Origin of the sequence: Streptomyces sp. NPDC051104 (assembly GCF_040682835.1) — a bacterium.
Classification (GTDB): Bacteria; Actinomycetota; Actinomycetes; order Streptomycetales; family Streptomycetaceae; genus Streptomyces; species Streptomyces cynarae.
The window spans coordinates 1-25776 of the sequence record NZ_JBFBBS010000044.1; the positions used below are offsets into that span (position 1 = coordinate 1).

A 25776-nucleotide genomic window follows, 5' to 3' on the forward strand; every position below is an offset into this window, starting at 1 on the left:
CGCTGTTGAGTTCTCAAGGAACGGACGCTTCCTTTGTACTCACCGGAGAGACTCACTCTCTCGGCTTTCCTCCGGGCGCTTCCCTTCGGTGTTTCCGACTCTATCAGATCTTCCGATCCGATTTCGTCGGTGCTTTCCAGGTTCCCGCTCTCGCGTTTCCCTTTCCGGCGGTTCCGACTTTATCAGAAGTTCTGAGTCGGGCTTTCCGCCCTGCCGGGGATGGTTCCCGGGCGCTCGGTTGCGTCGGGTCCCCCGCTGGCGGAGCCGTAAACGTACTGGAGCGGGGCGCCTCGATGCAAATCGAGGCGCCCCGCTCCAGGTTCGCCCTCACACGGACTTGAGTGAGCGTCAGACCTCGACGACCACCGGAAGGATCATCGGCCTGCGCCGATACGTGTCGGAGACCCACTTCCCGAGGGTGCGCCGCACCAGCTGCTGCAGCTGGTGGGGCTCGACGACCCCGTCCTGTGCCGACCGCTCGAGCGCTTCCGTGATCTTCGGGATGACGTCGCCGAAGGCCGAGTCCTCGATGCCCGAACCGCGGGCCTGGACATGGGGGCCGCCGGTGATCTTGCCCGTGGACGAGTCCATCACCACGAAGACCGAGATGATGCCCTCGTCTCCGAGGATCTTGCGGTCCTTCAGCGCCGGCTCGCCGATGTCTCCGACCGACAGTCCGTCGACGTAGACGTAACCGGCCTGGACCTTGCCGGAGATCTTGGCCTTGCCCTCGACGAGGTCGACGGCGACGCCGTCCTCGGCGATGACGATGTGGTCGTGCGGGACACCCGTGAGTGCGCCCAGTTCGGCGTTGGCCCGCAGATGGCGCCATTCGCCGTGGACCGGCATCAGGTTCTTCGGGCGGCAGATGTTGTAGAAGTACAGCAGCTCGCCCGCGGACGCGTGACCGGAGACGTGCACCTTGGCGTTGCCCTTGTGGACGACGTTCGCGCCCCAGCGGGTCAGGCCGTTGATCACGCGGTAGACCGCGTTCTCGTTGCCAGGGATCAGCGAGGACGCGAGGATAACCGTGTCGCCCTGGACGATGCGGATCTGGTGATCGCGGTTGGCCATGCGTGACAGGGCGGCCATCGGCTCGCCCTGGGAGCCCGTGCAGACCAGGACGACCTCGTGGTCCGGCAGATCGTCCAGCGCCTTGACGTCCACGACCAGGCCCGGCGGGACCCTCAGGTAGCCCAGGTCCCTGGCGATGCCCATGTTGCGGACCATGGAACGGCCGACGAAGGCGACCCGGCGGCCGTACTCGTGGGCCGCGTCCAGGATCTGCTGGATGCGGTGGACATGGCTGGCGAAGCTCGCCACGATGATCCGCTTGCGGGCGCCCGCGAATACTTGGCGCAGCACGTTGGAGATGTCGCGCTCGTGCGGAGTGAACCCCGGGACCTCGGCGTTCGTCGAGTCGGCGAGCAGGAGGTCGATGCCTTCCTCGCTCAGCCGGGCGAACGCGTGGAGATCCGTCAGCCGGTTGTCCAGCGGCAGCTGGTCCATCTTGAAGTCGCCCGTGTGGACCACCATGCCGGCGGGGGTGCGGATGGCGACCGCGAGGGCGTCCGGGATGGAGTGGTTGACCGCGATGAACTCGCAGTCGAAGGGGCCGACGCGCTCGCGCTGCCCCTCCGCGACCTCCAGCGTGTACGGGCGGATGCGGTGCTCCTGGAGCTTCGCCTCGATCAGGGCGAGGGTCAGCTTGGAGCCGATCAACGGGATGTCGGGCTTCTCCCGCAGCAGGTAGGGGACGCCGCCGATGTGGTCCTCGTGGCCATGGGTGAGGACGATGCCGTCGATGTCGTCCAGGCGGCCGCGGATGGACGAGAAGTCCGGCAGGATCAGATCGATTCCGGGCTGCTCCTCCTCCGGGAAGAGCACTCCGCAGTCGACGATCAGCAGACGGCCTCCGTACTCGAAGACGGTCATGTTCCGGCCGATCTCCCCGAGGCCACCGAGGGGGGTGACCCGGAGGCCGCCCTCGGGGAGCTTCGGCGGCGGGCCGAGTTCAGGATGCGGATGACTCAAAAGACCCTCCTCACCATGCGCGCCACGTACCTGTAGGGCACGTGGCGCGTATGACGTTCGTGCAAAAGCAGTTGTCGATGTGGGGTGCAGGCACTTGGTCCTGCCTATTCAGTTGTGAAGTCCTTGTCAGAGCTGTACCCCGCCGGCGGCAAGATCGATCTTGAGCTGGGCGGTCTCCTCGGGGGAGAGTTCGACCATGGGCGGGCGCAGCGGCCCGGCGGGCAGGCCCTGGAGGGCGAGGGCGGCCTTGGTGGTCATCACGCCCTGGGTGCGGAACATGCCGGTGAAGACCGGGAGCAGCTTCTGGTGGATCTCCAGCGCCTTCTGTACGTCACCGCTGACGTAGGCCTCGGCCATGGTGCGCAGCTCGGGCGTGACGACATGGCCGACGACGGAGACGAAGCCGACCGCGCCCACGGACAGCAGGGGCAGGTTGAGCATGTCGTCGCCGGAGTACCAGGCGAGGCCGGACTGGGCGATGGCCCAGCTGGCGCGGCCGAGATCGCCCTTGGCGTCCTTGTTGGCGACGATCCGCGGATGCTCGGCGAGCCGGACGATGGTCTCGGTGTTGATCGGGACGCCGCTGCGGCCGGGGATGTCATAGAGCATCACCGGCAGGTCGGTGGCGTCGGCGATGGCCTTGAAGTGCCGGTAGAGGCCGTCCTGAGGGGGCTTGTTGTAGTACGGCGTGACCGTCAGCAGACCGTGCGCGCCGGCCTTCTGTGCCGCGCGCGCCAGTTCGATGCTGTGGTGGGTGTCGTTCGTGCCGACGCCGGCCACGATGTGGGCCCGGTCGCCGACCGCCTCCAGCACGGCTCGTACGAGGTCCGATTTCTCCGCGTCGCTGGTGGTGGGGGACTCACCCGTGGTGCCGTTGATGATCAGGCCGTCGTTGCCTGCGTCCACCAGGTGGGTGGCGAGCCGCTGAGCGCCGTCGAGGTCAAGTGCGCCGTCCGCCGTGAAGGGCGTGACCATGGCGGTGAGGATCCGCCCGAAGGGGATCTGCGGAGTGGAGGTCGGAGCCATGGACAACACGCTACTCGCTGCTTCGATCGTGGTCTGCCCTAGGGGGGTCGGCAAAAGTCCTGACAAAGGTGGAGCCCGGTACTGCCTGCTCGGGGGTTCAAGCAGTACCGGGTCCGTTTGATCAGGCTAGATGAACTTCGCGAAATGCCGCAATACGGACACTTCGCTCGGCTGACCCGTACATCTGTACCCGGCCCTTCCCTGCCCGACCGGGACGCGCGTGTGCTTACGGCGCGACGCGGCCGTTCGCGTTGAACGCGGCGTACGTGAGCGGCATGAGCCTGGCCCACTCGGCCTCCATCCTCTCGCCGACCATCTCGATCTCCCGCTGCGGAAAGGAGGGCACCTTGGCCAGCTCGTGCTGGGTGCGCAGGCCGAGGAAGTGCATCAGCGAGCGCGCGTTGCAGGTGGCGTACATCGAGGAGAACAGACCGACCGGGATGACCGAGCGGGCGACCTCACGGGCGACGCCGGCGGCGAGCATCTCCTTGTAACGCTCGTACGCATGGATGTACGAATCCTGCATCGCGCGCTCCATGATCGCGTGCTGCGTGTCGGTGCCCGCTACGAACTCGTACTTGCCCGGACGTCCCTGCTGGACGAGTTTGCGGTCCTCACCGGGGACGTAGAAGACGGGCTGGAGTTCTCGGTACCGGCCGGACTCCTCGTTGTAGGAGTTGTGGACAACAACGCCATTGGCCAGGAAGTTGTGCCAGGGACCCTCCACCGTGAGGTCGTACGTCATCTCCTCGCCGTCGTCCACGATGGACACGATCGGATCCGGAACAGCCACGGCGATCTTTCCGCCGCGACGTGCCAGCTTCTGCTCCTCGGCGCTCTTGGCTGCATGGCACGGCTCACAGGCGGGAGCCAGGTTTCGCTCGTCGAGGGCGCGGGTCAGGTCCTCGGTCACGGGGACGACGTGATCGAGCGCGAGCTGGTCACGCGGGAACGACTCTCCACACAGGTGACAGGTGTCGGTCTCGCCGATCAGGCGGTCACGCTGCATCGAGGTCCAGACGCCCACGCCACGACGGAGGCTGGGCGGAACGAGCCTCTCCGAGGGCCGTGGCGCCGTCCCGGCGCCCATCACCGCATCACCCACGGCCAGCTCTCCGGCCTTCCGCCAGCCTTCCGGGGTGAGCACCGCATGATCGACGGTGCAGCGCAGGACCTTGCCACCGCCAGTGGTGAGCTTGATCAAAGGCTTGATGCCCGACTGGATGACATCGAGGACAGGGGCCCTCCTCGCTGTCAGCGTCTCCTCGTCGTAGCAGCGAACGTGATCGCGCCTGACCGATTCCAGCTTGCGGAGACGGGTGGAGGGGTGCTTCTCGCGGAATTCCGCAACGGCGCAGTCGGCGGCCTCCCGGTTGTCGTAGAGCCCCAGGTAGTGGTTGGTCTCTCCGCGGCGGACCTGCGCCATCCACTTCTCGGCGCGGGCGTGCCAGGTCACACCGCCCGCCGAGTGCGGCAGCCGGTCTTCGACACCGAGGTGCCACAGCTTGTACAGATCCTCGATCGTACGGCGCCGGAGGTTTCCTGCCTCGCTCTCGAGGGTGATCTCCGTGTCGCCGGCGATGCACCAGCCCACCCGGTGCCGCATGAACTCGCGGAAGACGAAGATCGGGGCGCTGATGAAGAAGGTCATCGAGTTGTGCTCGAAGGGGCTGCCGTGCCGGTCCCTCATCAGATAGTTGATCAGGCCCTTGGAGCGCTCCGGGTCCTTCTTCAGCTCGTCCAGGGACTGCTCGCCGGCGGTGGAGACGCGGGCGGCCCACAGCACGTCGGAGTCGGCCGCGCTGTGCTTGACCAACTCGACGGTGACGTCGCTGCGGAAGCTGGGCTTGAGGTCGTCGGCGGGGGTGTCGGTCACGGTGTGGAAGGTCCTTCCCATCACAAGCTCGGGCGCCGCCCACTCTACGGCCCGGCACTGACAACGGGGCGTTCGGTGCCGGTCCGCGACATTCGCCGGCGAAGCCCGTCGAAGTTCTGCGAAATCGGTGATTCAGGGCACCTTTTCGGGCACCCGCTCGTCTGTGCCGGTGACGGCGATTCGTTCGCGTCACCCGGTCTTCAGACAGCTGATCCATCGGACCCTACGAGCCTCAAGAGGAGAAGCACTCCCCATGTCCCGTCGGCGCGAACCCGTACCGTTCGCCTTCCTCTCCGAAGCCGACTCCTTCCGCAGCAATGTCACTCCCCCGCCCCGCCGGCGTGCCTCCGCCGGTGAGACGGCCGGGCGCTGGCTGCTGGGGCTGACCATCGTCGCCGGGCTGGTGGGCTCCCTGGTCATCGGCATGCCCGCCATGTCGCACCAGGCGCCCGCGGCGACACAGCAGTCCGTGGCATCGAACGGCCGCTGACTCTCCCCGTCGCCCGCAGGCGCGACGGGCCACCCCGTCGGCCCCCGAGGGTGGTGAGCGGGGACACGGCTCGATAGCCTCACCGGTCACAGCTCCGTGCACCGAGTGAGGATCAGCCGTGCCCCTGCCCTTCCTGACGGCCGACCGTGCCTCCGACCAGGCGGCGGACGACCTGCCGCTGCCGTACGACGACCGGGACCGCTGGCGCCGCCCCTACCGGCCCGGCCCGTGGCGGGTGGGCACGGCCGCGCTCCTGTTGCTGTTCGCGTCGTATGTGCTCTTCGCGGCGGTCGTCATCGCCCTCACCGGCACCCCGTCGGGCGCGGGCACGGTGTTCGGCGTGGCGTTGGCCGTCATCGCCGGAGCCCTGCGGCTGCTGCGGATGGGCGTCTGGGTGAGCGCGCGCGGGCTGCGCCGAGTGGGTTTCCTCCTCACGCGTGCGGTGCGGTGGCAGCAGATCGTCACGGTGCGCACCGTGCAGCAGCCGGTGCGCTGGCTGGGACTGCCGCGCACGGTGCAGGGTCAGGCGCTGGTCCTCGTACGGCAGGGCGGCGGGCCCGCCGCAGAGACCCTCCTGACCAGCCACAACGCCGACTTCCTGGCCCGCCCCCAGGCCTTCGACCGGGCGGCGGACACGGTGGAGGCGTGGGCGGCGGAGTTCGGGCGGAGCTGACCGTCCCAGGGCCCTGAACGGAAAAGGCCGCCCCCAGACTGCGGGGCGGCCTCTCGGTCGTCTGCGGGCCTGTGGAGGCCTCTGGGGCAGTGGGGCAGAGGGACAGCCGACGGCCTCAGGTCGCGATCGTGCGGCCCTCGTGGAGGGCGATGGCCCGTTGCATCGCCTTGCGGGCGCGGGGCGTGTCGCGGGCGTCGTGGTAGGCGATCGCCAGGCGGAACCACGTGCGCCAGTCGTCCGGGGCCGCCTCCGCCTCCGCCTTGCGCTTGGCGAAGACCTCGTCGGCCGAGTCGCGGTCGATCCGGCCGCTCGGGGTGCGTCGCAGCTCGTCGACGGGCAGGCCGCCCTCCGCCTCCAACTCGGCGGCGAGCCGGTTCGCCTTGCGGACGAACTGGGTGTTCTTCCACAGGAACCACACCCCGATGACCGGCAGGATCAGCACCGCGATGCCGAACGCGACGGTGACGGGGGTGCCGTTCTCGATCAGGAGCACGCCGCGGCTGCCGACCAGGACGAAGTAGAAGACCAGGACGGCGGCCGTGACGGCATAGGTGATCTTCGCGCGCATCGCTGCTGCTTCCCGCTACTTGAGGTCGAGGAAGTGCTCCAGGCCGAAGGTGAGGCCCGGAGTGGTCACGACGCGGCGGGCGCCGAGCAGGATGCCCGGCATGAAGCTGCTGTGGTGCAGCGAGTCGTGGCGGATGGTGAGGGTCTCGCCCTCGCCGCCGAGCAGCACCTCCTGGTGGGCGAGCAGGCCGCGCAGACGTACGGCGTGCACCGGGACGCCGTCGACGTTCGCGCCGCGGGCGCCGTACAGCGCCGTCACCGTGGCGTCGGGCTGCGGGGCGCTGCCCGCCTTCTCGCGGGCGGCGGCGATGAGCTGGGCGGTGCGCGTGGCGGTGCCGCTGGGGGCGTCCACCTTGTTCGGGTGGTGCAGCTCGACGACCTCGACGGACTCGAAGTAGGGGGCGGCCGCCTCGGCGAACTTCATGGTCAGCACTGCGCCGATGGAGAAGTTCGGGGCGATCAGGACGCCCGTCCGAGGCGACTCGGCGAGCCAGCCCTTCAGCCGCGCCAGACGCTCGTCGGTCCAGCCCGTCGTGCCGACCACGGCGTGGATGCCGTGCCGTACGCAGAACTCCAGGTTGCCCATGACGGAGGCCGGAGTGGTCAGCTCCACCGCCACCTGGGCCCCCGTCTCGACGAGGGTCTCCAGCTGGTCGCCGCGGCCGAGGGCGGCCACCAGCTCCATGTCGTCGGCGGCGTCGACGGCCCGTACCGCCTCAGCACCGATCCGGCCCTTGGCGCCGAGGACCGCCACGCGCAGCTTGCTCATCTCTCTTGCTTCCTTACCGGAGTGGTTGACGACCGCAGTGACCGCCAGGCCGTTACGCGACCGCGTCGTGCAGTCGGGACGCCTGCTTGTCCTTGAGCGGGCCGATGACCGACAGCGAGGGCCGCTGTCCCAGGATGTCCTGCGCCACCGATCGGACGTCGTCCGGGGTGACCGCCGCGATCCGGGCCAGCATGTCGTCGACCGACATCTGGTCGCCCCAGCACAGCTCGCTCTTGCCGATACGGTTCATCAGCGCGCCCGTGTCCTCGAGCCCGAGGACGGTGGAACCGCGGAGCTGGCCGATGGCGCGGGCGATCTCGTCGTCCGACAGGCCGTTCCGCGCGACGTGGTCCAGCTCGTCGCGGCAGATCTTGAGCACGTCGTGCACCTGGCTCGGCCTGCAGCCCGCGTACACGCCGAAGAGGCCGCAGTCGGCGAAGCCGGACGTGTACGAGTACACGCTGTAGGCCAGGCCCCGCTTCTCCCGGACCTCCTGGAACAGGCGGGACGACATGCCTCCCCCGAGCGCGGTGTTCAGCACGCCGAGGGCCCAGCGGCGGTCGTCGGTGCGGGCCAGGCCCGGCATGCCGAGGACGACGTGCGCCTGCTCCGTCTTGCGGGCCAGCAGCTCCACGCGCCCGGCGGTGCGGATGGCGCGGCGGCCGGCGCGCGGGCCGATGGGCGACGCGTCCCCCCGCGTGAGGGCGCCCGCCTCCTCGAAGGCCGCCCGCACCTGGCGTACGACCTTCTGGTGGTCGACGTTGCCGGCGCAGGCGACCACCAGGTGCGTGGGGTCGTAGTGCTTCCTGTAGAAGCGGCGGATGCGGTCGGCGGTCAGCGCGTTGACGGTGTCGACCGTGCCGAGGACCGGGCGGCCGAGCGCGTTGTCGCCGAACATCGTGTGCGCGAAGAGGTCGTGCACGCAGTCGCCCGGGTCGTCCTCCGTCATCGCGATCTCCTCGAGGATCGCGCCACGCTCGACGTCGACGTCCTCCTCCAGGATGAGCGAGCCGGTGAGCATGTCGCAGACGACGTCGATGGCGAGCGGCAGGTCGGTGTCGAGCACGCGCGCGTAGTAGCACGTGTACTCCTTCGCCGTGAACGCGTTCATCTCGCCACCGACAGCGTCGATGGCGGAGGAGATGTCCAGGGCGGACCTGCGGGACGTGCCCTTGAAGAGCAGGTGCTCCAGGTAGTGAGTGGCGCCGTTCAGCGCGGGCGTCTCGTCGCGTGAGCCGACGTGCGCCCAGATGCCGAAGGTGGCGGAGCGGACGGAGGGCAGCGTCTCGGTGACGACGCGCAGACCGCCCGGGAGGGTGGTTCTGCGGACCGTGCCGATGCCGCCCGCGCCTTTGATCAGGGTTTGGGTACGGGCGACGGCCCGCGCCTCCGAAGAGGTGCGGGCCGTCGCCTTGAAGCCACGGGACGTCACTTGTCGGTGTCGTCCTTCGCCTCGTCGGCCTCGTCGCCCTCGCCCTCGATCACCGGAATGAGGGAGAGCTTGCCGCGGGAGTCGATCTCGGCGATCTCGACCTGGACCTTCTGGCCCACGCCGAGGACGTCCTCGACGTTCTCCACGCGCTTGCCACCGGCGAGCTTGCGGATCTGCGAGATGTGCAGCAGACCGTCCTTGCCCGGCAGCAGCGACACGAACGCGCCGAAGGTGGTCGTCTTCACGACCGTACCCAGGTAGCGCTCGCCGACCTCCGGCATGGTCGGGTTGGCGATGCCGTTGATCGTGGCGCGGGCGGCCTCGGCGGACGGGCCGTCGGCGGCACCGATGTAGATCGTGCCGTCGTCCTCGATCGTGATCTCGGCGCCGGTGTCCTCCTGGATCTGGTTGATCATCTTGCCCTTGGGGCCGATGACCTCGCCGATCTTGTCGACCGGGATCTTGACGGTGATGATCCGCGGGGCGTGCGGGGACATCTCGTCGGGCCGGTCGATGGCCTCCATCATCACGTCGAGGATGTGCAGGCGGGCGTCACGGGCCTGCTTCAGGGCCGCGGCCAGCACGGAGGCCGGGATGCCGTCCAGCTTGGTGTCGAGCTGGAGGGCGGTCACGAACTCCTTCGTACCGGCGACCTTGAAGTCCATGTCGCCGAAGGCGTCCTCGGCGCCGAGGATGTCGGTCAGCGTCACGTAGTGCGTCTCGCCGTCGATCTCCTGGGAGATCAGACCCATGGCGATACCGGCGACCGGGGCCTTCAGCGGCACACCGGCGTTCAGCAGCGACATGGTGGAGGCGCAGACCGAACCCATGGACGTCGAGCCGTTGGAGCCGAGGGCCTCGGACACCTGGCGGATCGCGTACGGGAACTCCTCGCGCGCGGGCAGCACCGGCACGAGCGCGCGCTCGGCGAGGGCGCCGTGGCCGATCTCGCGGCGCTTCGGGGAGCCGACGCGGCCGGTCTCACCGGTGGAGTACGGCGGGAAGTTGTAGTTGTGCATGTAGCGCTTGCGGGTCACCGGGGAGAGGGTGTCCAGCTGCTGCTCCATGCGGAGCATGTTGAGGGTGGTGACGCCCAGGATCTGGGTCTCGCCACGCTCGAACAGCGCGGAGCCGTGCACCCGCGGGATGGCCTCGACTTCGGCGGCCAGGGTGCGGATGTCGGTGACACCGCGGCCGTCGATACGCTTCTTCTCCTTGATGACGCGCTCACGGACCAGGGCCTTGGTCAGCGAGCGGTACGCGGCGGAGATCTCCTTCTCGCGGCCCTCGAACTCCGGCAGGAGCTTCTCGGCGGCGAGCTGCTTGACGCGGTCCAGCTCCGACTCGCGCTCCTGCTTGCCGGCGATGGTGAGCGCCTGGGCGAGCTCGGGGCGGACGGCGGCCGTCAGGGCCTCGAAGACGTCTTCCTGGTAGTCCAGGAAGATCGGGAACTCGGCGGTCGGCTTGGCGGCCTTGGACGCGAGGTCGGCCTGGGCCCGGCACAGGACCTTGATGAAGGGCTTCGCGGCCTCCAGACCGGCGGCGACGACCTCCTCGGTGGGTGCCTCGGCGCCGCCCTCGACCAGCTTGATGGTCTTCTCGGTGGCCTCGGCCTCGACCATCATGATCGCGACGTCGCCGTCCTCCAGGACTCGGCCGGCGACCACCATGTCGAAGACGGCGTCCTCGAGCTCGGTGTGCGTCGGGAACGCGACCCACTGGCCGCGGATCAGCGCGACGCGGACGCCGCCGATCGGACCGGAGAAGGGCAGACCGGCCAGCTGCGTGGAAGCGGACGCGGCGTTGATCGCCACGACGTCGTACAGGTGGTCGGGGTTGAGCGCCATGATCGTGGCGACGACCTGGATCTCGTTGCGCAGGCCCTTCTTGAAGGACGGGCGCAGCGGGCGGTCGATGAGCCGGCAGGTGAGGATCGCGTCCTCGGAAGGACGGCCCTCACGGCGGAAGAAGGAACCGGGGATCTTCCCGGCCGCGTACATCCGCTCCTCGACGTCCACCGTCAGCGGGAAGAAGTCGAGCTGGTCCTTGGGGTTCTTGGAGGCGGTGGTGGCCGACAGCACCATGGTGTCGTCGTCCAGGTACGCCACGGCGGAACCGGCGGCCTGCTTGGCCAGGCGGCCCGTCTCGAAGCGGATGGTGCGGGTGCCGAAGGAGCCGTTGTCGATGACGGCCTCGGCGTAGTGGGTCTCGTTCTCCACTAGCGTTTTCTCCTCGTCTTCGTCCCCGGCTGCCCGTGTGGCAGGGGGACGGTGGCGGAGAAGCGCTCCGTCTGGTGCGGGCCGGTCTTCGATCGAAGCACCCGGGGTCTCTTCCCCGGGGGCCACTACCGAGGACCGGCGGCGGCGAGGTGCGCTCCTCCTCGTTCGGTGTGTGCGGTGCCGCCTGGTGCTTCCAGGTACCCCTCACACGGTGTCCTACGTCTTGCGTTGTGCTACCACACTACAAAGCGGTGGTGACAGTCCGCACGTACAGCAAAGGGAGCGGCCCCCTTTCGTACGGGAACCGCTCCCTTCACGGCGTCTTACTTGGCGCCCGCCGCACCGCGGCGGATGCCCAGGCGGTCGACCAGCGTACGGAAGCGCTGGATGTCCTTCTTCGCCAGGTACTGCAGCAGGCGACGGCGCTGACCGACCAGGATCAGCAGACCACGACGGGAGTGGTGGTCGTGCTTGTGGGTCTTGAGGTGCTCGGTCAGGTCGGAGATCCGACGGGACAGCAGAGCGACCTGGACCTCGGGGGAGCCGGTGTCACCCTCCTTGGTACCGAATTCGGCGACGATCTGCTTCTTCGTAGCGGCGTCGAGCGACACGCGTACTCCTCGTAGTCTTCTTCAGCTGCCACCGAGTGCCCCTGGTCTTCTTCTCAGGGGAGCTTCCACGACTCGGGAGGCGAGGATCCGCTGGGCGCGTCCTCCAGGGGGAACCGGAGGCGCGTACACATACGGCCGTCACACAGCGTACCAGCCGGGCAGGGGTGTCCCGGCCCGGGCACCGGCGGGGGCAGGGGCCGGGGCCGGCCAGGGCTCGCAGGCCGCCGGTTCGCCGGCCGCTGGATCACGACAGCCGGAAGCCGAAGGGCGTGGGCGGCGAGGCCGACGACGAGGATCGTCGGCACGATGACGTGGTTGCCGCACTTCCTGTGGCCCGGAGTGCGGCAGAGGGCGACTCTCTCGAGGGGCCCGGTCGGCTCGGCGATCCGGCGCGGCGGCCGAGCGCCGCCGGCCGCCGAGCTGACATCAGACGCCGCCGCGGACCTTGCTGTAGACGTCGAGGACGGCCAGGCAGACCGGGACCAGGGAGAGCAGCACCAGGGAGTCCGCGAGGTCCAGCATGCGGCCCCAGAAGGGGGAGAGCCCCTTCTGCGGCACGATCAGGGCGATCGCGATCAGCAGCAGCACACCGGCCGCGACCGAGGCGCCGAGCCACAGGGTCCTGATGTCGACGGGGCCGGAGTTGCCCTTGAGCAGTTCGAGGACGATCCCGGCCGGGGGCGAGATCGCGAGGCCGAGCACGAGCAGACCCAGGGTGACGACACCGGCCACGAACAGGCACGTCACCTGGGCGGTGTACCGGAACAGGCGCGCCCGCATCATCGCGGCGAGACCGGTGCACAAGGCCAGCAGCTGGGCCCAGCCGCTGTCGCTGAAGCCGAGCACCGCGCCACCCGCGCCGATGATCACGGCCGCGCAGCCGCCGACCAGCCCGAGCAGCAGTTCGTGGCCCCGGCTGGTCTGGGCGACGATGCGCTGCACGTCGACGGCCTCGAGGTCGCCCTCCCGGCCCTCACGACGGGCCCTGGCCAGGTCCTCCGGGTTGCGGAAACCGATCGGCAGCTTGGCGAAGCGGGCCGACCATCCGGGCAGGAAGCCGACGACCGCCAGCGCCACGACCGAGGTGCCGGCGGCGATCTCGCGCGGCTCCGCCTCGGTGAGCACACCGCAGAACACGGCGAGCGTGCCGATCGCGGCGGCCAGCGCTGCGGCCACGAACGGGGCGTCTCCCTGCGGCAGCAGCATGATCAGCACGACCGAGAAGACCAGTACGGCCACGCAGCCGACGAGGAACTGGATCCTGCCGGGGCCGTGACCCGCGTCCTGGGGGATGACGCCGGAGCCGGCGATGAGCGCGTGCGGAAGCGCCGAGACGCCGAGCGCGACGGCGGAACCGCGGTCGTCGTACACCCGGGCCCGCACGCCCGCGAGCACCGTCAGGGCCAGTGCGACAACCCCGGCGAGGATGCCCTGAAGGCCGTGCATGTCGTGCCGGATCGGGTCCGCGAACCAGAACACGAAGCCGAGCATGATCAGCAGCAGCGATCCGGCGACGAGACCGGCCACCCGCATCAGGTTGTCGTTCCAGCTGCGGATGTCCTGCTTGACCGCGGCGGCGATCGCGTCCACCACGTCGTCGTGGACGGCCGGCGGCAGCGAGTCGGCGAAGGTCCGCAGCAGCAGCACTTCGCCGTCCCTGACCCGGTGCTCGAGCAACGAACGGCTCGCGTCGAGGACTTGGCCCTCGCGGCGTACCAGGTGGTAGCCGGCGGGACCGGTGTCCGGTTGGACCAGCCCCGAGAGCCTGACGATCTCGGGAAAGAGGTCCTGGATCGGCAGGTCCTCCGGCAGCGCGACATCGACACGGCTGTCCGGCGCTGCGATGGTGATTCGGCAGAAACCCGTCGAAGTCCCCGTGCTCACCTGGTTGTTCCCCCTGTTGGACAAGGCTTCCTCACGCCGCTGCTACGGCGCGGAGCGCCACCATATCCGTTGCGGTGTGCGGCGCAGGGCCCGCCCACCCCTTTTCCCCCAGGACCCCCTCGGCATCTCCATCCTCCTGCCTCCCTTGCGCACTTGGCTCATCAGTAGGATCGACGCCTGCGCGAACGACGCCTGCGCGAACGAGAACATGTCGCGGTACACGGGGGCGTCGGTGCCAAGACGTATCAATCGCGAAGGATGAGTGCATCGGTGAGCGTCGTCATCATCAAACGACCGCCGCGGATAGCGCCCCCGGTCGTCCCGGACGGCGAGGTCAGACTCGAGACGCCGCCCGAGATCCCCCGTGAGGGCGAAGAAAGCATGCTGATGACCCTGCTGCCCATGATGGGCATGCTGGGTTCCGTCGGCTTCTTCTTCATGCCCGGCCTCCCCTCCTACATGAGGGTGGTCGGCGGGCTGATGCTGGCCTCGACCCTGGCCATGGCGATCGCCCAGTTCGCCAAGTCCCGGCAGGGCGGCGGCGGTGCCGGGATGGCCCAGGACCGGCGTGACTACTTCCGCTATCTCGAACAGGTCCGCAAGGACGTCCACAAGACCGCCGACCTGCAGCGCCGCAGTCAGCTGTTCCAGCATCCCGACCCGGAGCAGCTGTGGGCGGTGGCTGCCGACGGCAAGCGCCTGTGGGAGCGGCGCCCGACCGACGCGGACTTCGCATCCGTACGGATCGGCATCGGCACCCAGCAGCTGAACACCCCGCTCGTCGCCCCGGAGACCGCGCCCAAGGAGGAGCTGGAGCCGCTGACCGCGGCGGCCATGAAGGCCTTCCTCGACGCGCACGGCAGTCTGTCCGACCTGCCCGTGTCCGTCTCGCTGCGCGCCTTCTACCACGTGACGCTGTGCGGGGACACCGACACGGTGTACGGCAACGCCCGCGCGGCCCTGGCCCAGCTGGCGACGCTGCACTCGCCGGAGGACCTGATGGTCGCCGTGGTGGCGCACCCCTCCGCGGCGGCGGACTGGGACTGGATCAAGTGGCTGCCGCACAGCCAGCACCCGAAGGCCAAGGACGGTGCGGGCTCGGCCCGGCTCCTCTTCGACGACCTCGGGGAACTGGAGGAGGCGCTGGCGGACCAGCTGGACGACAGGCCCCGCTGGAACCCGGACGCGAACCCCGTCTACGACCAGCCGCACCTGATCGTGGTCCTCGACGGCGGCACCGTGCCGCCGGACTCCGAACTCGCCAGCAGCGAAGGGCTCCAGGGCGTCACCTTCCTCGAAATCGCTCCGGGCGAGCTGGAGGAGGACCTGCGCGCGGGCCTGACGGTCCATGTGAAGCCCGGCAGGATGCGGCTGTTCGTCGGCCACGAGTCCGCGTACTCCGGCAAGCCCGACGCGCTGAACGACGCGCAGGCCGAGTCGCTGGCCCGGCAGCTCGCCCCGTTCCGGGTCGGCTCGGCGGAGGAGGGCGAACCCCTCCTGTCGAATCTGGACTTCACCGACCTGATGGGCATCGGCGACGCGGGGTCCGTCGACGTCTCGCGCACCTGGCGTCCGCGCACGCTGCACGAGCGGCTGCGGGTGCCGATCGGTGTCGGCGAGAACGGCGAGCCGGTCATGCTCGACCTCAAGGAGGCATCGCAGGAGGGCATGGGCCCGCACGGCCTGTGCGTCGGCGCGACCGGCTCCGGCAAGTCGGAGCTGCTGCGCACGCTGGTGCTCGGTCTTGCGGTGACGCACTCCTCGGAGACGCTGAACTTCATCCTCGCGGACTTCAAGGGCGGTGCGACGTTCGCGGGTATGGCGGACATGCCGCACACCGCGGCCGTCATCACCAACCTCGCGGACGACCTCACGCTCGTCGACCGTATGCGCGACGCCATCACGGGTGAGATGCAGCGCCGCCAGGAGCTGCTGCGCACGGCGGGCAACTACGCCAATCTGCACGACTACGAGAAGGCCCGGGCGGCGGGCGCCGCTCTCGAGCCGATGGCCTCACTGGTGATCGTGCTCGACGAGTTCTCCGAGCTCCTCACCGCCAAGCCGGACTTCATCGACATGTTCATCCAGATCGGCCGTATCGGCCGTTCACTGGGTGTGCACCTGCTGCTGGCGTCGCAGCGCCTGGAGGAGGGCAAGCTGCGCGGACTGGACACCTATCTGTCGTACCGGATCGGTCTGCGCACCTTCTCGGCCGCCGAGTCCCGTACGGCGATCGGCGTCCCCGACGCCTACCACCTGCCGTCGATCCCCGGCTCCGGCTATCTGCGCTACGACACCGACACCATGGTCCGCTTCAAGGCCGCGTACGTGTCGGGGCCTTACCACGGCGAGGGCCCGTCCCGGGTGAACCGCTCCACCCAGCTGCGGCCCGCGCTGTTCACGGCCGGGCACGTGGCGCTGCCCCCTCAGCCGGTGGTCGAGGAACCGGACGCCGACGACAGGGTGGACGACGCGCTCGCCGACACCGTCCTGGACGTCATCGTGGGCAGGATGGTCAACCAGGGACCGCCGGCCCATCAGGTGTGGCTGCCCCCGCTCGACGAGGCTCCTTCGCTGGAGCAGCTCCTCCCCCAGCTCGCCGTCACTCCGGAGCGCGGCCTGACCGCGCCCGAGTACACGGCGCTCGGCCGGCTCAACGTGCCGGTCGGCCTGGTGGACAAGCCGTTCGAGCAGCGGCGCGACGTGCTGTACCGGGACTTCTCCGGCGGTGCGGGCCACGGTCTGTTCGTCGGCGGCCCGCAGTCCGGCAAGTCGACTCTGCTGCGCACGCTCATCTCGTCGTTCGCCCTCACCCACACGCCCACCGAGGTGCAGTTCTACTGCCTGGACTTCGGCGGCGGCGGCCTGATCTCGATGGAGGAGCTGGCACACGTCGGCGGGGTCGCCAACCGGCTCGACGCCGAGAAGGTGCGCCGTACGGTCAGCGAGGTCGAGGGCATCCTGAACGCGCGCGAGGAGTACTTCCGCGCGAACAACATCGACTCGATCCAGACGTACCGGCAGCGCAGGGCCGCGGGTCTGCTCCCCGACCAGCCCTGGGGGGACGTCTTCCTCGTCATCGACGGCTGGGCGTCCTTCAAGACGGACTACGAGCTGCTCGAGGCGACCGTCACGGACATCGCGACGCGCGGTCTCGGCTTCGGTGTGCACGTCATCCTGACGGCGAGCCGCTACACCGAGGTGCGGCCCGCGCTCAAGGACATGCTGCAGAACCGCATCGAGCTGCGGCTGGGTGACCCGACCGAGTCGGAGATCGACCGCAAGGTCGCGCAGAACGTCCCCGCCACCGTGCCGGGCCGCGGTCTGAGCCTGGACAAGCTGCACTTCATGACGGCGCTGCCGCGGGTCGACGGCTCCTCGGTGACGGAGGACCTGGCGGAGGCGACGCAGATCCTCGTCCGGGGCGTCAACGACAACTGGCAGGGCAGCCACGCGCCGGCGGTGCGGCTGCTGCCGACGATGCTGCCGGCGGACCGGCTGCCCAAGGGGTTCGAGCACCCGGACCGCGGTGTCGCGATCGGCATCGACGAGTCGTCGCTCGCGCCGGTCTTCGTCGACTTCGAGACGGATCCGCACTTCATCGTGTTCGGTGAGAGCGAGTCCGGTAAGTCGGCGGTGCTGCGGCTGCTCATCAAGCAGATCACCGAGCGCTACACGCCGGACCGGGCGAAGATCGTCATGGGTGACTACCGGCGCGCCCACCTGGAGGGTGTGCCCGACTCCCACCTGTCGCGGTACTGCGCGTCGGCGCCGGCCCTGGCGGAGACGCTGGAGGGCCTGGCCGGCTCGATGAGCCGTCGTATGCCGGGCCCGGACGTCACGCCCGAGCAGCTGCGCAACCGCAGCTGGTACAGCAGCCCGGACGCGTTCGTCATCATCGACGACTACGACCTGGTGGCGACGGGCATGAACCCGCTGTCCCCGCTCCTGGAGTACCTGCCCTTCGCCCGGGACATCGGTCTGCGCGTCATCATCGCGCGCGCCTCGGGCGGTGCGAGCCGGTCGCTGTACGAGCCGGTGATGCAGCGGATGCGCGAGCTCGGCGCCCAGGGCATCGTGCTCTCCGGCGACCGGACGGAGGGTGCGCTGCTCGGCAACATCACGCCGTCGCAGCTGCCGCCCGGACGCGGCTACTTCCACACGCGGCGGCGCGGTGGACAGCTGATCCAGACGGGTTGGCTGCCGGCTCGGTTCTGAGGCCCGGCTGTCGCAGCCGGAGGGGGCGGTACCCACGCGGGTGCCGCCCCCTCTCGTACGGGCACATCACCCGCTAAGGTGGCGTTGCCAACGAAAGGGCGAGCCACGGGGGGCACTTGTGTCGTCGGACTACATGGACTCCGACCCGACGGTCCTCAAGACCGAGGGCTTCAACATGTTCACGGTCGGCCAGAACTTCGCCAAAGCCGTGAAGAGCCTGCAGGACGGGCTGAACAAGCTGGAGCAGGGTGACACCCCGCCGTGGGGCGACGACGACATCGGCGAGAAGTTCGGCGTCGCCTACGAGGGTCTGCGCGACGGCATGTACCAGTCCATGGGCAGCCTGGCGGAGCGGTTGGCGGGGATGGGGATCGCCTTCACCAAGATGGGCGTGGCCCACGAGCAGAACGAGGCCAACGAGGTGGACATCTGGCGGAAGACGACCGCCGAGTACGACGGGCAGGTGGAGATGCCGACGGGGCCGCACCATCTGCGTCGCCGCCAAGAGGCGTGAGGGACTCCTGGTCGAGAGGTGTGAGGCGTCGCCGAGTTGCTTGACGGCCGTCGTCGAGCCGCTTGGTTCGTCGGCGTCTGTCTGCTCCTTGGTCGGGCTGTCATTGGTTTGCGCAAGTGGCTCTCTCTGAAGCGGATTTGTGACAGCAACCCCCTGAAGCTGCTTGCGGGTGGGTCCGTAAGCTGTGTGTACGGCTGTTCCATTCGCAATCCCCTCTGCTGAGTGAGGGAGTTGTACGGCCGTGTCGGCTGACGGGGGTGCTTTCTGCTGTGTCGATGATGCTGCCGGACGAGCTCGAATGGGTTCTCGAGATGCTCGGCTACCGCTGGCCGACGGCAGACGAGGACAAGCTCAAGGAGTGCGCCGCCCTGTGGCGGAAGTTCGGCGACGACGTCACCGAACTGCACACCGCGGCCAACGCCAGCGCCCGCCAGGTGGTCGCCCACAACGCCGGCGAGTCGATCGACGCGTTCACCAAGGTCTACGCCAAGTTCGACGGCGGCGGCTCCGGAGGCTACCTCGCCAACGCCGCACAGGCCGCCTACATCATCGCGACCGTGCTGGAGGCCTGCGCCTACCTCGTCGAGTTCGCCAAGTGGACGGTGATCGCCCAGCTGATCGCCCTGGCCATCGAGATCGCCGCCGCGCAGGCCGCCGCCCCCTTCACCTTCGGCCTGTCCGAAGTCGGCGCACTGGGCGCCACCCAGGCCACCCGGCTGATCGTGCGCCGCCTCCTCGACGAGCTCAAAGAGGCACTGCTGGAGGCGATCGTCGAGGCGATGAAGGAGCCCGCGATCTCCATGATCGAGGCGATCATCACCGACCTGATCCGCCAGACGGTCAACGTCGGCTTCGGCGCCCAGGAGGGCTACGACCTCGCCACCACCGTCAAGAAGGGCACCGACAGCGCCTGGGACGCCATCAAGCAGACCCCGCAGACCCTCGCCGAGGGCGTGCGCGACAGCCTGGGCGAGAAGGCCGGCCACCGCGCCCACCACGCCATCGACAGCCGTATCGACGGGCATGAGGCATCGGGGAGCGAGGGCCAGGACGGCTCGAGCGACAATGACGGGGGTTCCGACTCGTCGGGCAACGACGGGGACTCGGACTCGTCCTCGAACAACTCCACCGACTCGTCATCCAGCTCCCCGTCCTCCGATTCGTCCTCCTCCGACTCATCCACCGCCGGCTCCCACTCCAGCTCCAACGGCTCCCACTCGTCCGGGCCGGACTCCTCGCCGTCGACACGTTCGGACAGCGGCCCGGGCACGAACATAGGTGGCGGGATATCCGCCGACACCGGCGGCACCCACGTCGGCGCCCCGGATCTGGGTGCGGGCCCCCACTCCGACAGCTCCGGGTCGGACACCGGGCAGAACCCTTCCACCTCCGACATTCCGACCCCGAGGCATACGACGTCGCTGCCGGACTTCGACGACCCCGCACCCAGCGCACCATCGCACAGCGCCTCAAACACCACCAACTCGTCCGCCGCTCCCAGCACGTCCGCCCCCTCCGGCACCAGCGGAGGCTCTTCCCCATCCGGGATCACCTCACCGACACCGCACGCCACACCCAACCACGCCCCCTCCAGCGGTACGGCATCCCCGGCGGAAGGCGGCAACGGCGGCGGCGGAATCGGCACATCGATCGACAGCCTCGCCGCCGGCGTCCCCACCCACTCCACCGCAGCACCCACACCGACCACGACCGATCACTCCCCCGGCGGAACCGGCGTCCGGCCGGACGGCACGTCGGCCATGCCGGCCTCGCCCACACCTCCGTCAACCATGGACAGCGGTCCGGCTCCGCGCTCCAGCGCAAGCGCACCCCACACCACCTCCTCGACGGGGAGCCCCACCAGCCCGACCCTCACCGCCACCCCGGCGAGGAATCCTTCCTCCACCACGCCCAGCACGCCCTCAACAACGGGAACGGGCCCCGCCTCCACTCCGAGCCCTACGACGTCCACGACGACGCCCCGGGCACCGCGCACCTCGCTGCCGGACGGCCGCACAGCCGGTGCGGGCGACGGTCGGACATCGGGTACGAGCGACAGCCGCACGCCCGGCACGACGGACGGCCGCATACCGACCCAGCGCCCCCCTGGCACCGCCCCGGACGGCCGTGCTCCGTCCCGCACCACTCCGGACGACCGCACAGCCCCCCGCACCACCCCCGGCACCACTGCGGGCGACCGCACTCCGCCCCGGAACATGACGGACGAACGCACCACACCGCGCAACACCCCCGGCACCACGCCGGGCGACCGCACCGCGCCCCGCAACACGTCGGACACGACCGCCGCGCGCACACCCGGCCGGGGCCAGAACCCGAGTCCAAACCCGGACCCGGGTACGAGTCCCAACCGGAACCCGTCACCGAACCAGAGCCCGAGCCAGACCTCCTCCCCCTCGTCCGGCGGTGGCCCGGAGCAGACCTCGACGCCGAGCAACAAAACCCCGAACTCCTCGACAGAGCCCGGTTCGACGTCACGGCCCGGTCCCACCCAAACCCCCACTGCCTCCAGCACGCCCGGAACCCAGCCCCAGCCGGGCACTCGTCCCACACCCAACAGGGGGCCCAACCAGCCCGCGGGCACGGCTCCCGGCACCCCTCCGCACCCGCACGCCCCGCAGGAGCCGGCGTCACAGCACGGCAGGTCGAAGACGCCCGAATCCGGGACGAACCCCTCTCACGACCCGCAGCACCACCAGGTGACGCCGGTCCCGATCCACACGGTCCCGCACGCCGCCCCGACCTCACCACCGTCACATGCGACGCATGCCACGCCACCGCCCCCGGGCGCGCCCCACACCCAACCCGGCGCCTCTCAGCAGCACCCGCACCAGGACAGCCTGAACAACATCCGCAACGACCTGAACCACTATCCGGGCGGCCTGACCGAACCACACCCCGACGACCAGCAGGCGCTGGTCAACGCGGTGCCGCACAATCCCGACGGCACCCCGCAACGCTTTCCGGACCCCTTCGGTCACTGGTCCCAACTCCAGAACGACGGTGGTAACCAGGTCCCCGGACGCAGCAACAACTGCGCCGACTGCTCCCGCTCGTTCCTGGAGACCTGGTACGGAAATCCCCAAGTCTCAGCCCCGCGCACCCTCGACGTCGACGAAAACGGCAACCCGGACCCCTGGTCCCCCGAGCACAACGCCAACGCCAACCAGATCCGCTGGGCGGGCGCCTCGCACATCTACGCGGGCACCGGCAGCGACCCCCACACCCCCGCCCGCATCGCGTGGGACCTGCAGCAGGCCGGCCACGGCTCGGCAGCCATCGTCCAGGTCTCCTGGCCCGGCGGAGGCGGCCACGCCTTCAACGCCGTCAACCACCACGGCCACATCATCTGGATCGACACCCAGAGCGGCGAGGTCAGCCACCAGCCTCTCCACATCCCGAACGCGACCGGCGTCTGGCACATCCCCCTGGACGCCAACCGCAACCCCATCCACCCCACCCAGACCGACAACGACACCACCCACCACGATTCGGACACACCCCAGCAGGGGACCGACACTTCCGACCAGGGGCCCGACAACTCCTCCCAGGCGAACGAGGACCACAAGACCCCCGAACCGAACCCGTCACACGGGACTCCGGACAACGCCCCCAGTGAAAACCCGGACCACCCGGAATCCACGCCCACTGCGGGCACGCCATCGCTCACCGACACCGACGGCCACACCAAGGACGGACCGCCCCACGCGGACACACCGAAGTCCGAAGAGCCCTCGAGAGGTCGCGCATCCGACACCGCACATATGCCGGATCCCAACCCACCGCACATCAGCGATGACAGCAGGGATGGAAACGGAAGCGACAGAGACACATCCCAGACGCGGAGCGGCGCACCGACGTCGGACAAGGGCACCCGATCCGACGAGACCGACACGCACGGCCCCCATACCAACGGCACGATCTCTGAGCATCAGACGCCCTCACCGACCGAGCGCTCCGGTGCCCCTGACAAGCACCCTGTCACGGACGAGGCGACGCCTTCGGCACCTCATGCGGCACCGAGCGGCCCGACCACCCACGCTCCACCCGCGCCAGCCGGCGCCCATCAGCAAGCACCTGAAGAACCAGCGGCCGGTTCACCGAACTCGGCAGAGAACAGCCACACCGAGCAACACGACCCGGCCGCCGAGTCGCACCACCCCCTCGACGACCCCAGTCGCACCAACCACCCCCGCCTCACTGAGCCGGAGACCGTCCACTCGACGCATTACGGCATGCTTCCCATGCCCGACCAGCAGAACCTGCGTCAGACGAACGACGTCCGGCAGGTGGGACTGGACCCAGTCCACCAGCAGCTGAACGGCTGGCTGGACCCCGTCCCGAACGACGATGGCAACGGCACCCGGATCCCCCTTGTCGATGCCCTGCGCGAGTGCGCTCCCCCGCGCCCTGACGATCCGGATCACGCCCCCAGGATTCTGCGGCACGAGGACCTCGCCCGCATACTTCCGGGCTTCGACGACATGCATCCCGGGGAACGCGGCGCGGTGGTCGCCTCGCTCGCGCGATTGAGCCTCAACTTCCATGAGTCGCACGCCGTGGGAGCGAGCCCGGAACACACGCCGGGGTATCCCAACCACGCCACAAAAGCCCATGAAAACGCGGGCTGGAACCCAGCGCACCGGCGGGAGGACCCGAACGAGTCCGACGACCCGGACGGCTTGGAAAAGGCGATCCATGAGGCCTTCGGAAAGGCAGGGTTCACCGGGGCGTTGCGAGATTCAGGGGAACACCGCCCCGACTTCACCGGACGGAATTACGCAGCTGTCGAAGTACACGATCCAGCGAGCGGGAAGATCAGTTACGTGGTCGACAGTTCCTATCCGAATCCCGGCGGCGGAGAGAAAGGCAAACATTCAGAGAGGAACATTCTCGACTACCTGGACACCCTAAATGAGGGTCGCCCGGACGGGAAGAAGTACGAACCCCTCAGCATGTACTCGGACCGTGAGCCGTGCGGCCGTGGCCAAGGGTACGCGAACTGCGCGAGGCTACTTTCGGAGAAAATGCCTGGCGTCGACGTCTACTATGGGACCGGATATCGAAAGCAGGCCGAAGTGGTAGACCCTGACGAATCTCCAAAGGGCGGTCACAAGAAGCGGTTCGACATCGATCTGGCCAAGAACATTGTTGCGCTCGGTAAGATCTGGACACGCGCGATGTCGGAAGGCGGCCTGATGGGCACCGGCACAGAGTGACACCGGCAGGGAAGGACTCACCGATGGCGATGACACCCGACAGCAGCCCGTATGACGCCGCAAGCCTACTACGCGAATGGGCGAACGACCCCTCTCCCAAGCGCGGCTTCCTCTTCGTCGACGGCCCCGCCGGCTCCGGAAAGAGTGCGCTCCTTCGTGACTTCGCCGAGGCCACGCCGGACACGGCCCTCATCGATGCCGCAGGTCTCTCCACCGAGGCGGTCCTGGACCGCGTCATGCGATCCCTCGGCGTCTCCTACGGGGATTACCGGGACGCCTATTTTCTCGTGGACTACATGGAAGAGCAGGAGCCGGCCCACTCCCTCGTCCTCGTTTCCAACACGCAGTGGGCCGGACGGACCCGGTCGACGACCGAGCCCCGGCACACCGCGGAACACCTTGCGGGCAACCTGGGACTGGACTTCAGGAAGACCGGCGTCAGATTCGTCATCGAAGTCGACAGCGAAGTACACGATCTCAGCCCCCGCAACGGCTCCCCCCTCAGGGTCGACTCCCGTCCCGCCACGACCCGCGCTCCCTTCGACTCACTCCCGGCCCGGCAGCGCACTGCCATCCTCGCCCTTTCATTGGCCGAGCCGCGCAGAATTCGTTTGGAAGAGTGGAGTGCGCTCTGTTCTCTCCTCGGCGCCGAATTCGACCGCTCAGAACTGCAGTCGATCGCAGATGAGTCGGAGTACATTTCGATCAACGGCGACAGCGATCTGCCCGTGTCGTTCATCCACGAGTCCGACGCGCAAAGGCTACGGAACACCGAGGTGTCCCCCGAGGAGTTCCGCGCCTTCCACAATGCCGTTTTCGACCGGCTGTTCGCAGCCGGCGACGATGACCCGCTCGGGGACTACCTGGCCCGCGCTCTGCCCGCTCACGCAGCCGTGGTCGGCCGCTTCGAGGAGCTTCTCGCCGTTCCCAGCCTCTTCGTCAAGTGCAATCACACTGCTCTGATCGAGGCACTGCCCGTTGCCTTCCCCGATGGCATCCCCGCCGGCTCCTTCGCCGCGGACCTGCATTACCTCGACGCCCTCGGCGTGGCACCCTCCTCGGACGGAGAATGGGTGTCGCTTCTGCATCTCCTGGCAGTGAGCCAAGGCGACGAGGAGCGAGCCGACGCTCTGACAGAACAGGGCGGACCGCTGCCCTGGAAGACTGTGTGGTCCCACTGGCGGGCACCCAGCCGGCTCCGCACCAACCCGCCCCGGAGCGTGGCGGTGGACCAGTTGCACGCCGGGCTCGCCCAGTCCACGGTGACCGGCCTCACCAAGGGCGGCGGGCGGCAAGTCTGGGACGCGGCCACGGGGCAACTCCTCGAGGAGGGCAACCGAGGCGACACCGGCGAGGCGATGCCGGGTGGCACCGCACAGACGGCTGTCTGGCGGGCCGAGCAGTCCTGGAACCTGGCCCGTCTCACACTCGCCGGTGATCCGTCCACAACCCGGCAGGTGCAGGCACCCACGGTGGGGGACGTGATCTGTGTCGGCGATCTGGTGGTACTGGGCGGGAAGCGGGGCATCTACGCCATCGAGCCCAACCTCCACTACACCGACAGTGCTCCGCTCCGCGCCCTGCCCGCCGTCGGCCCACGAGGAAAGATCACACCGCGCCCCTACGACGAGGCCGCCTGCCGCCCCACCCGGGCCCGGGTACTTGAGATCTTCCGCGCCGATACCGTCCCCACTCTGACTGAAGACCAGCTTCCCGCCGGCCTGACACACGAACCGACTCGCCGATTCCTCACCGAGGTCGGCCTCCCCGCCGTCTCCGACTTCTACAGCCTCAACCTCCACAATCTCCTCGTGACCGGCCTGGCGGAGCACCGGTGGGAAGGCGCCCGAGACTTCGGAACGCCCGTCGGTGACGGCCCGTTCTACGAATTGGGCACCTGGATCGGCGGCGTCCTTCTCCTCGACGGACCCACCGGCCGCGTACTGCGTCAGACACGGCCGGGCGCCGTCGACGACAGCAGCCCCGGCGAGCCCCTGGCAGGTTCGTCCCTTGCCTCGTTCGTCGCCATGGTGTGCCTGCAACGGGAGTACATGCTCGCCTACCGCACGTCCGGCGGGCTCGACGGCGAGGATCTGCTCGTTGAACTCACCGCATGGCTCTCCGTCCTCGACCCGGCCGCCGCGGCAACGCAGAACTGGGGACATGTCCTGGACGAGGAGAATTTCTACTATCTGTAACTCCGGGCCAAAAGGGCACCTCCCATGT

General features: G+C 69.0%; 14 protein-coding genes and 3 pseudogenes. 6 read left to right on the forward strand and 11 right to left on the reverse strand.

Annotation, left to right across the window (positions count from 1 at the left end; all coding sequences use genetic code 11):
• Positions 1–348 precede the first annotated feature (348 nt).
• The 5 genes and pseudogenes from AB0N14_RS33955 to AB0N14_RS33975 form a co-directional block, all read right to left on the reverse strand.
• The gene (locus AB0N14_RS33955; protein ID WP_366029551.1) at positions 349–2034 is read right to left on the reverse strand and encodes a ribonuclease J; all 1686 of its coding nucleotides are present in this window, start codon (positions 2032–2034) and stop codon (positions 349–351) included.
• Positions 2035–2160: 126 nt separating this feature from the next.
• Entirely contained in the window at positions 2161–3060 is a 900-nt protein-coding gene (gene dapA, locus AB0N14_RS33960; protein ID WP_263232406.1) for a 4-hydroxy-tetrahydrodipicolinate synthase, read from the reverse strand.
• Positions 3061–3286: 226 nt separating this feature from the next.
• Positions 3287–3736 (reverse strand): annotated as a pseudogene (gene thyX, locus AB0N14_RS33965) (FAD-dependent thymidylate synthase); the annotation flags it as partial.
• A gap of 3 nt (positions 3737–3739) precedes the next feature.
• A pseudogene (locus AB0N14_RS33970) lies at positions 3740–4666 on the reverse strand (HNH endonuclease); the annotation flags it as partial.
• Positions 4646–4936 (reverse strand): annotated as a pseudogene (locus AB0N14_RS33975) (FAD-dependent thymidylate synthase); the annotation flags it as partial. The pseudogenes AB0N14_RS33970 and AB0N14_RS33975, both read right to left, overlap by 21 nt.
• Before the next feature lie 253 nt (positions 4937–5189).
• On the opposite strand from AB0N14_RS33975, the gene AB0N14_RS33980 reads away from it, so the two are divergent.
• Positions 5190–5426: a hypothetical protein gene (locus tag AB0N14_RS33980; protein ID WP_366029552.1), complete on the forward strand. Its 237-nt coding sequence runs from the start codon at positions 5190–5192 to the stop codon at positions 5424–5426.
• Between the two features lie 118 nt (positions 5427–5544).
• Positions 5545–6099, forward strand: a complete 555-nt coding sequence (locus AB0N14_RS33985) for a hypothetical protein (protein WP_366029553.1) — start codon at positions 5545–5547, stop codon at positions 6097–6099.
• Between the two features lie 115 nt (positions 6100–6214).
• Here the strand turns inward: AB0N14_RS33985 and AB0N14_RS33990 are convergent, their stop codons facing one another.
• The 6 genes from AB0N14_RS33990 to eccD form a co-directional block, all read right to left on the reverse strand.
• The gene (locus AB0N14_RS33990) at positions 6215–6667 is read right to left on the reverse strand and encodes a tetratricopeptide repeat protein (protein ID WP_366029554.1); all 453 of its coding nucleotides are present in this window, start codon (positions 6665–6667) and stop codon (positions 6215–6217) included.
• 15 nt (positions 6668–6682) lie between these two features.
• Complete coding sequence (dapB, locus tag AB0N14_RS33995) at positions 6683–7435, reverse strand: 4-hydroxy-tetrahydrodipicolinate reductase (RefSeq protein WP_366029556.1); 753 nt, start codon at positions 7433–7435, stop codon at positions 6683–6685.
• A gap of 52 nt (positions 7436–7487) precedes the next feature.
• Positions 7488–8867, reverse strand: a complete 1380-nt coding sequence (locus AB0N14_RS34000; RefSeq protein ID WP_366029557.1) for a pitrilysin family protein — start codon at positions 8865–8867, stop codon at positions 7488–7490.
• Positions 8864–11086 carry a polyribonucleotide nucleotidyltransferase gene (locus tag AB0N14_RS34005; RefSeq protein WP_366029559.1) on the reverse strand — a complete coding sequence of 741 codons (2223 nt, stop codon included), beginning with the start codon at positions 11084–11086 and terminating at the stop codon, positions 8864–8866. The genes AB0N14_RS34000 and AB0N14_RS34005 overlap by 4 nt, the downstream gene beginning before the upstream one ends.
• Before the next feature lie 323 nt (positions 11087–11409).
• Positions 11410–11697, reverse strand: a complete 288-nt coding sequence (rpsO, locus tag AB0N14_RS34010; RefSeq protein WP_329512278.1) for a 30S ribosomal protein S15 — start codon at positions 11695–11697, stop codon at positions 11410–11412.
• A gap of 426 nt (positions 11698–12123) precedes the next feature.
• On the reverse strand, positions 12124–13581 hold the full coding sequence (gene eccD / locus AB0N14_RS34015) for a type VII secretion integral membrane protein EccD (RefSeq protein WP_366029560.1): 1458 nt from the start codon (positions 13579–13581) through the stop codon (positions 12124–12126).
• 270 nt (positions 13582–13851) lie between these two features.
• Between eccD and eccCa the strand changes: the two genes are divergently transcribed.
• The 4 genes from eccCa (at position 13852) to AB0N14_RS34035 (ending at position 25748) form a co-directional block, all read left to right on the forward strand.
• Entirely contained in the window at positions 13852–17799 is a 3948-nt protein-coding gene (eccCa, locus tag AB0N14_RS34020; protein ID WP_366029561.1) for a type VII secretion protein EccCa, read from the forward strand.
• Between the two features lie 133 nt (positions 17800–17932).
• Entirely contained in the window at positions 17933–18313 is a 381-nt protein-coding gene (locus AB0N14_RS34025; protein WP_366029562.1) for a hypothetical protein, read from the forward strand.
• Between the two features lie 257 nt (positions 18314–18570).
• Positions 18571–23550, forward strand: a complete 4980-nt coding sequence (locus AB0N14_RS34030; RefSeq protein ID WP_366029563.1) for a toxin glutamine deamidase domain-containing protein — start codon at positions 18571–18573, stop codon at positions 23548–23550.
• Positions 23551–23573: 23 nt separating this feature from the next.
• Complete coding sequence (locus tag AB0N14_RS34035) at positions 23574–25748, forward strand: SUKH-4 family immunity protein (RefSeq protein WP_366029564.1); 2175 nt, start codon at positions 23574–23576, stop codon at positions 25746–25748.
• Positions 25749–25776: the final 28 nt, after the last annotated feature.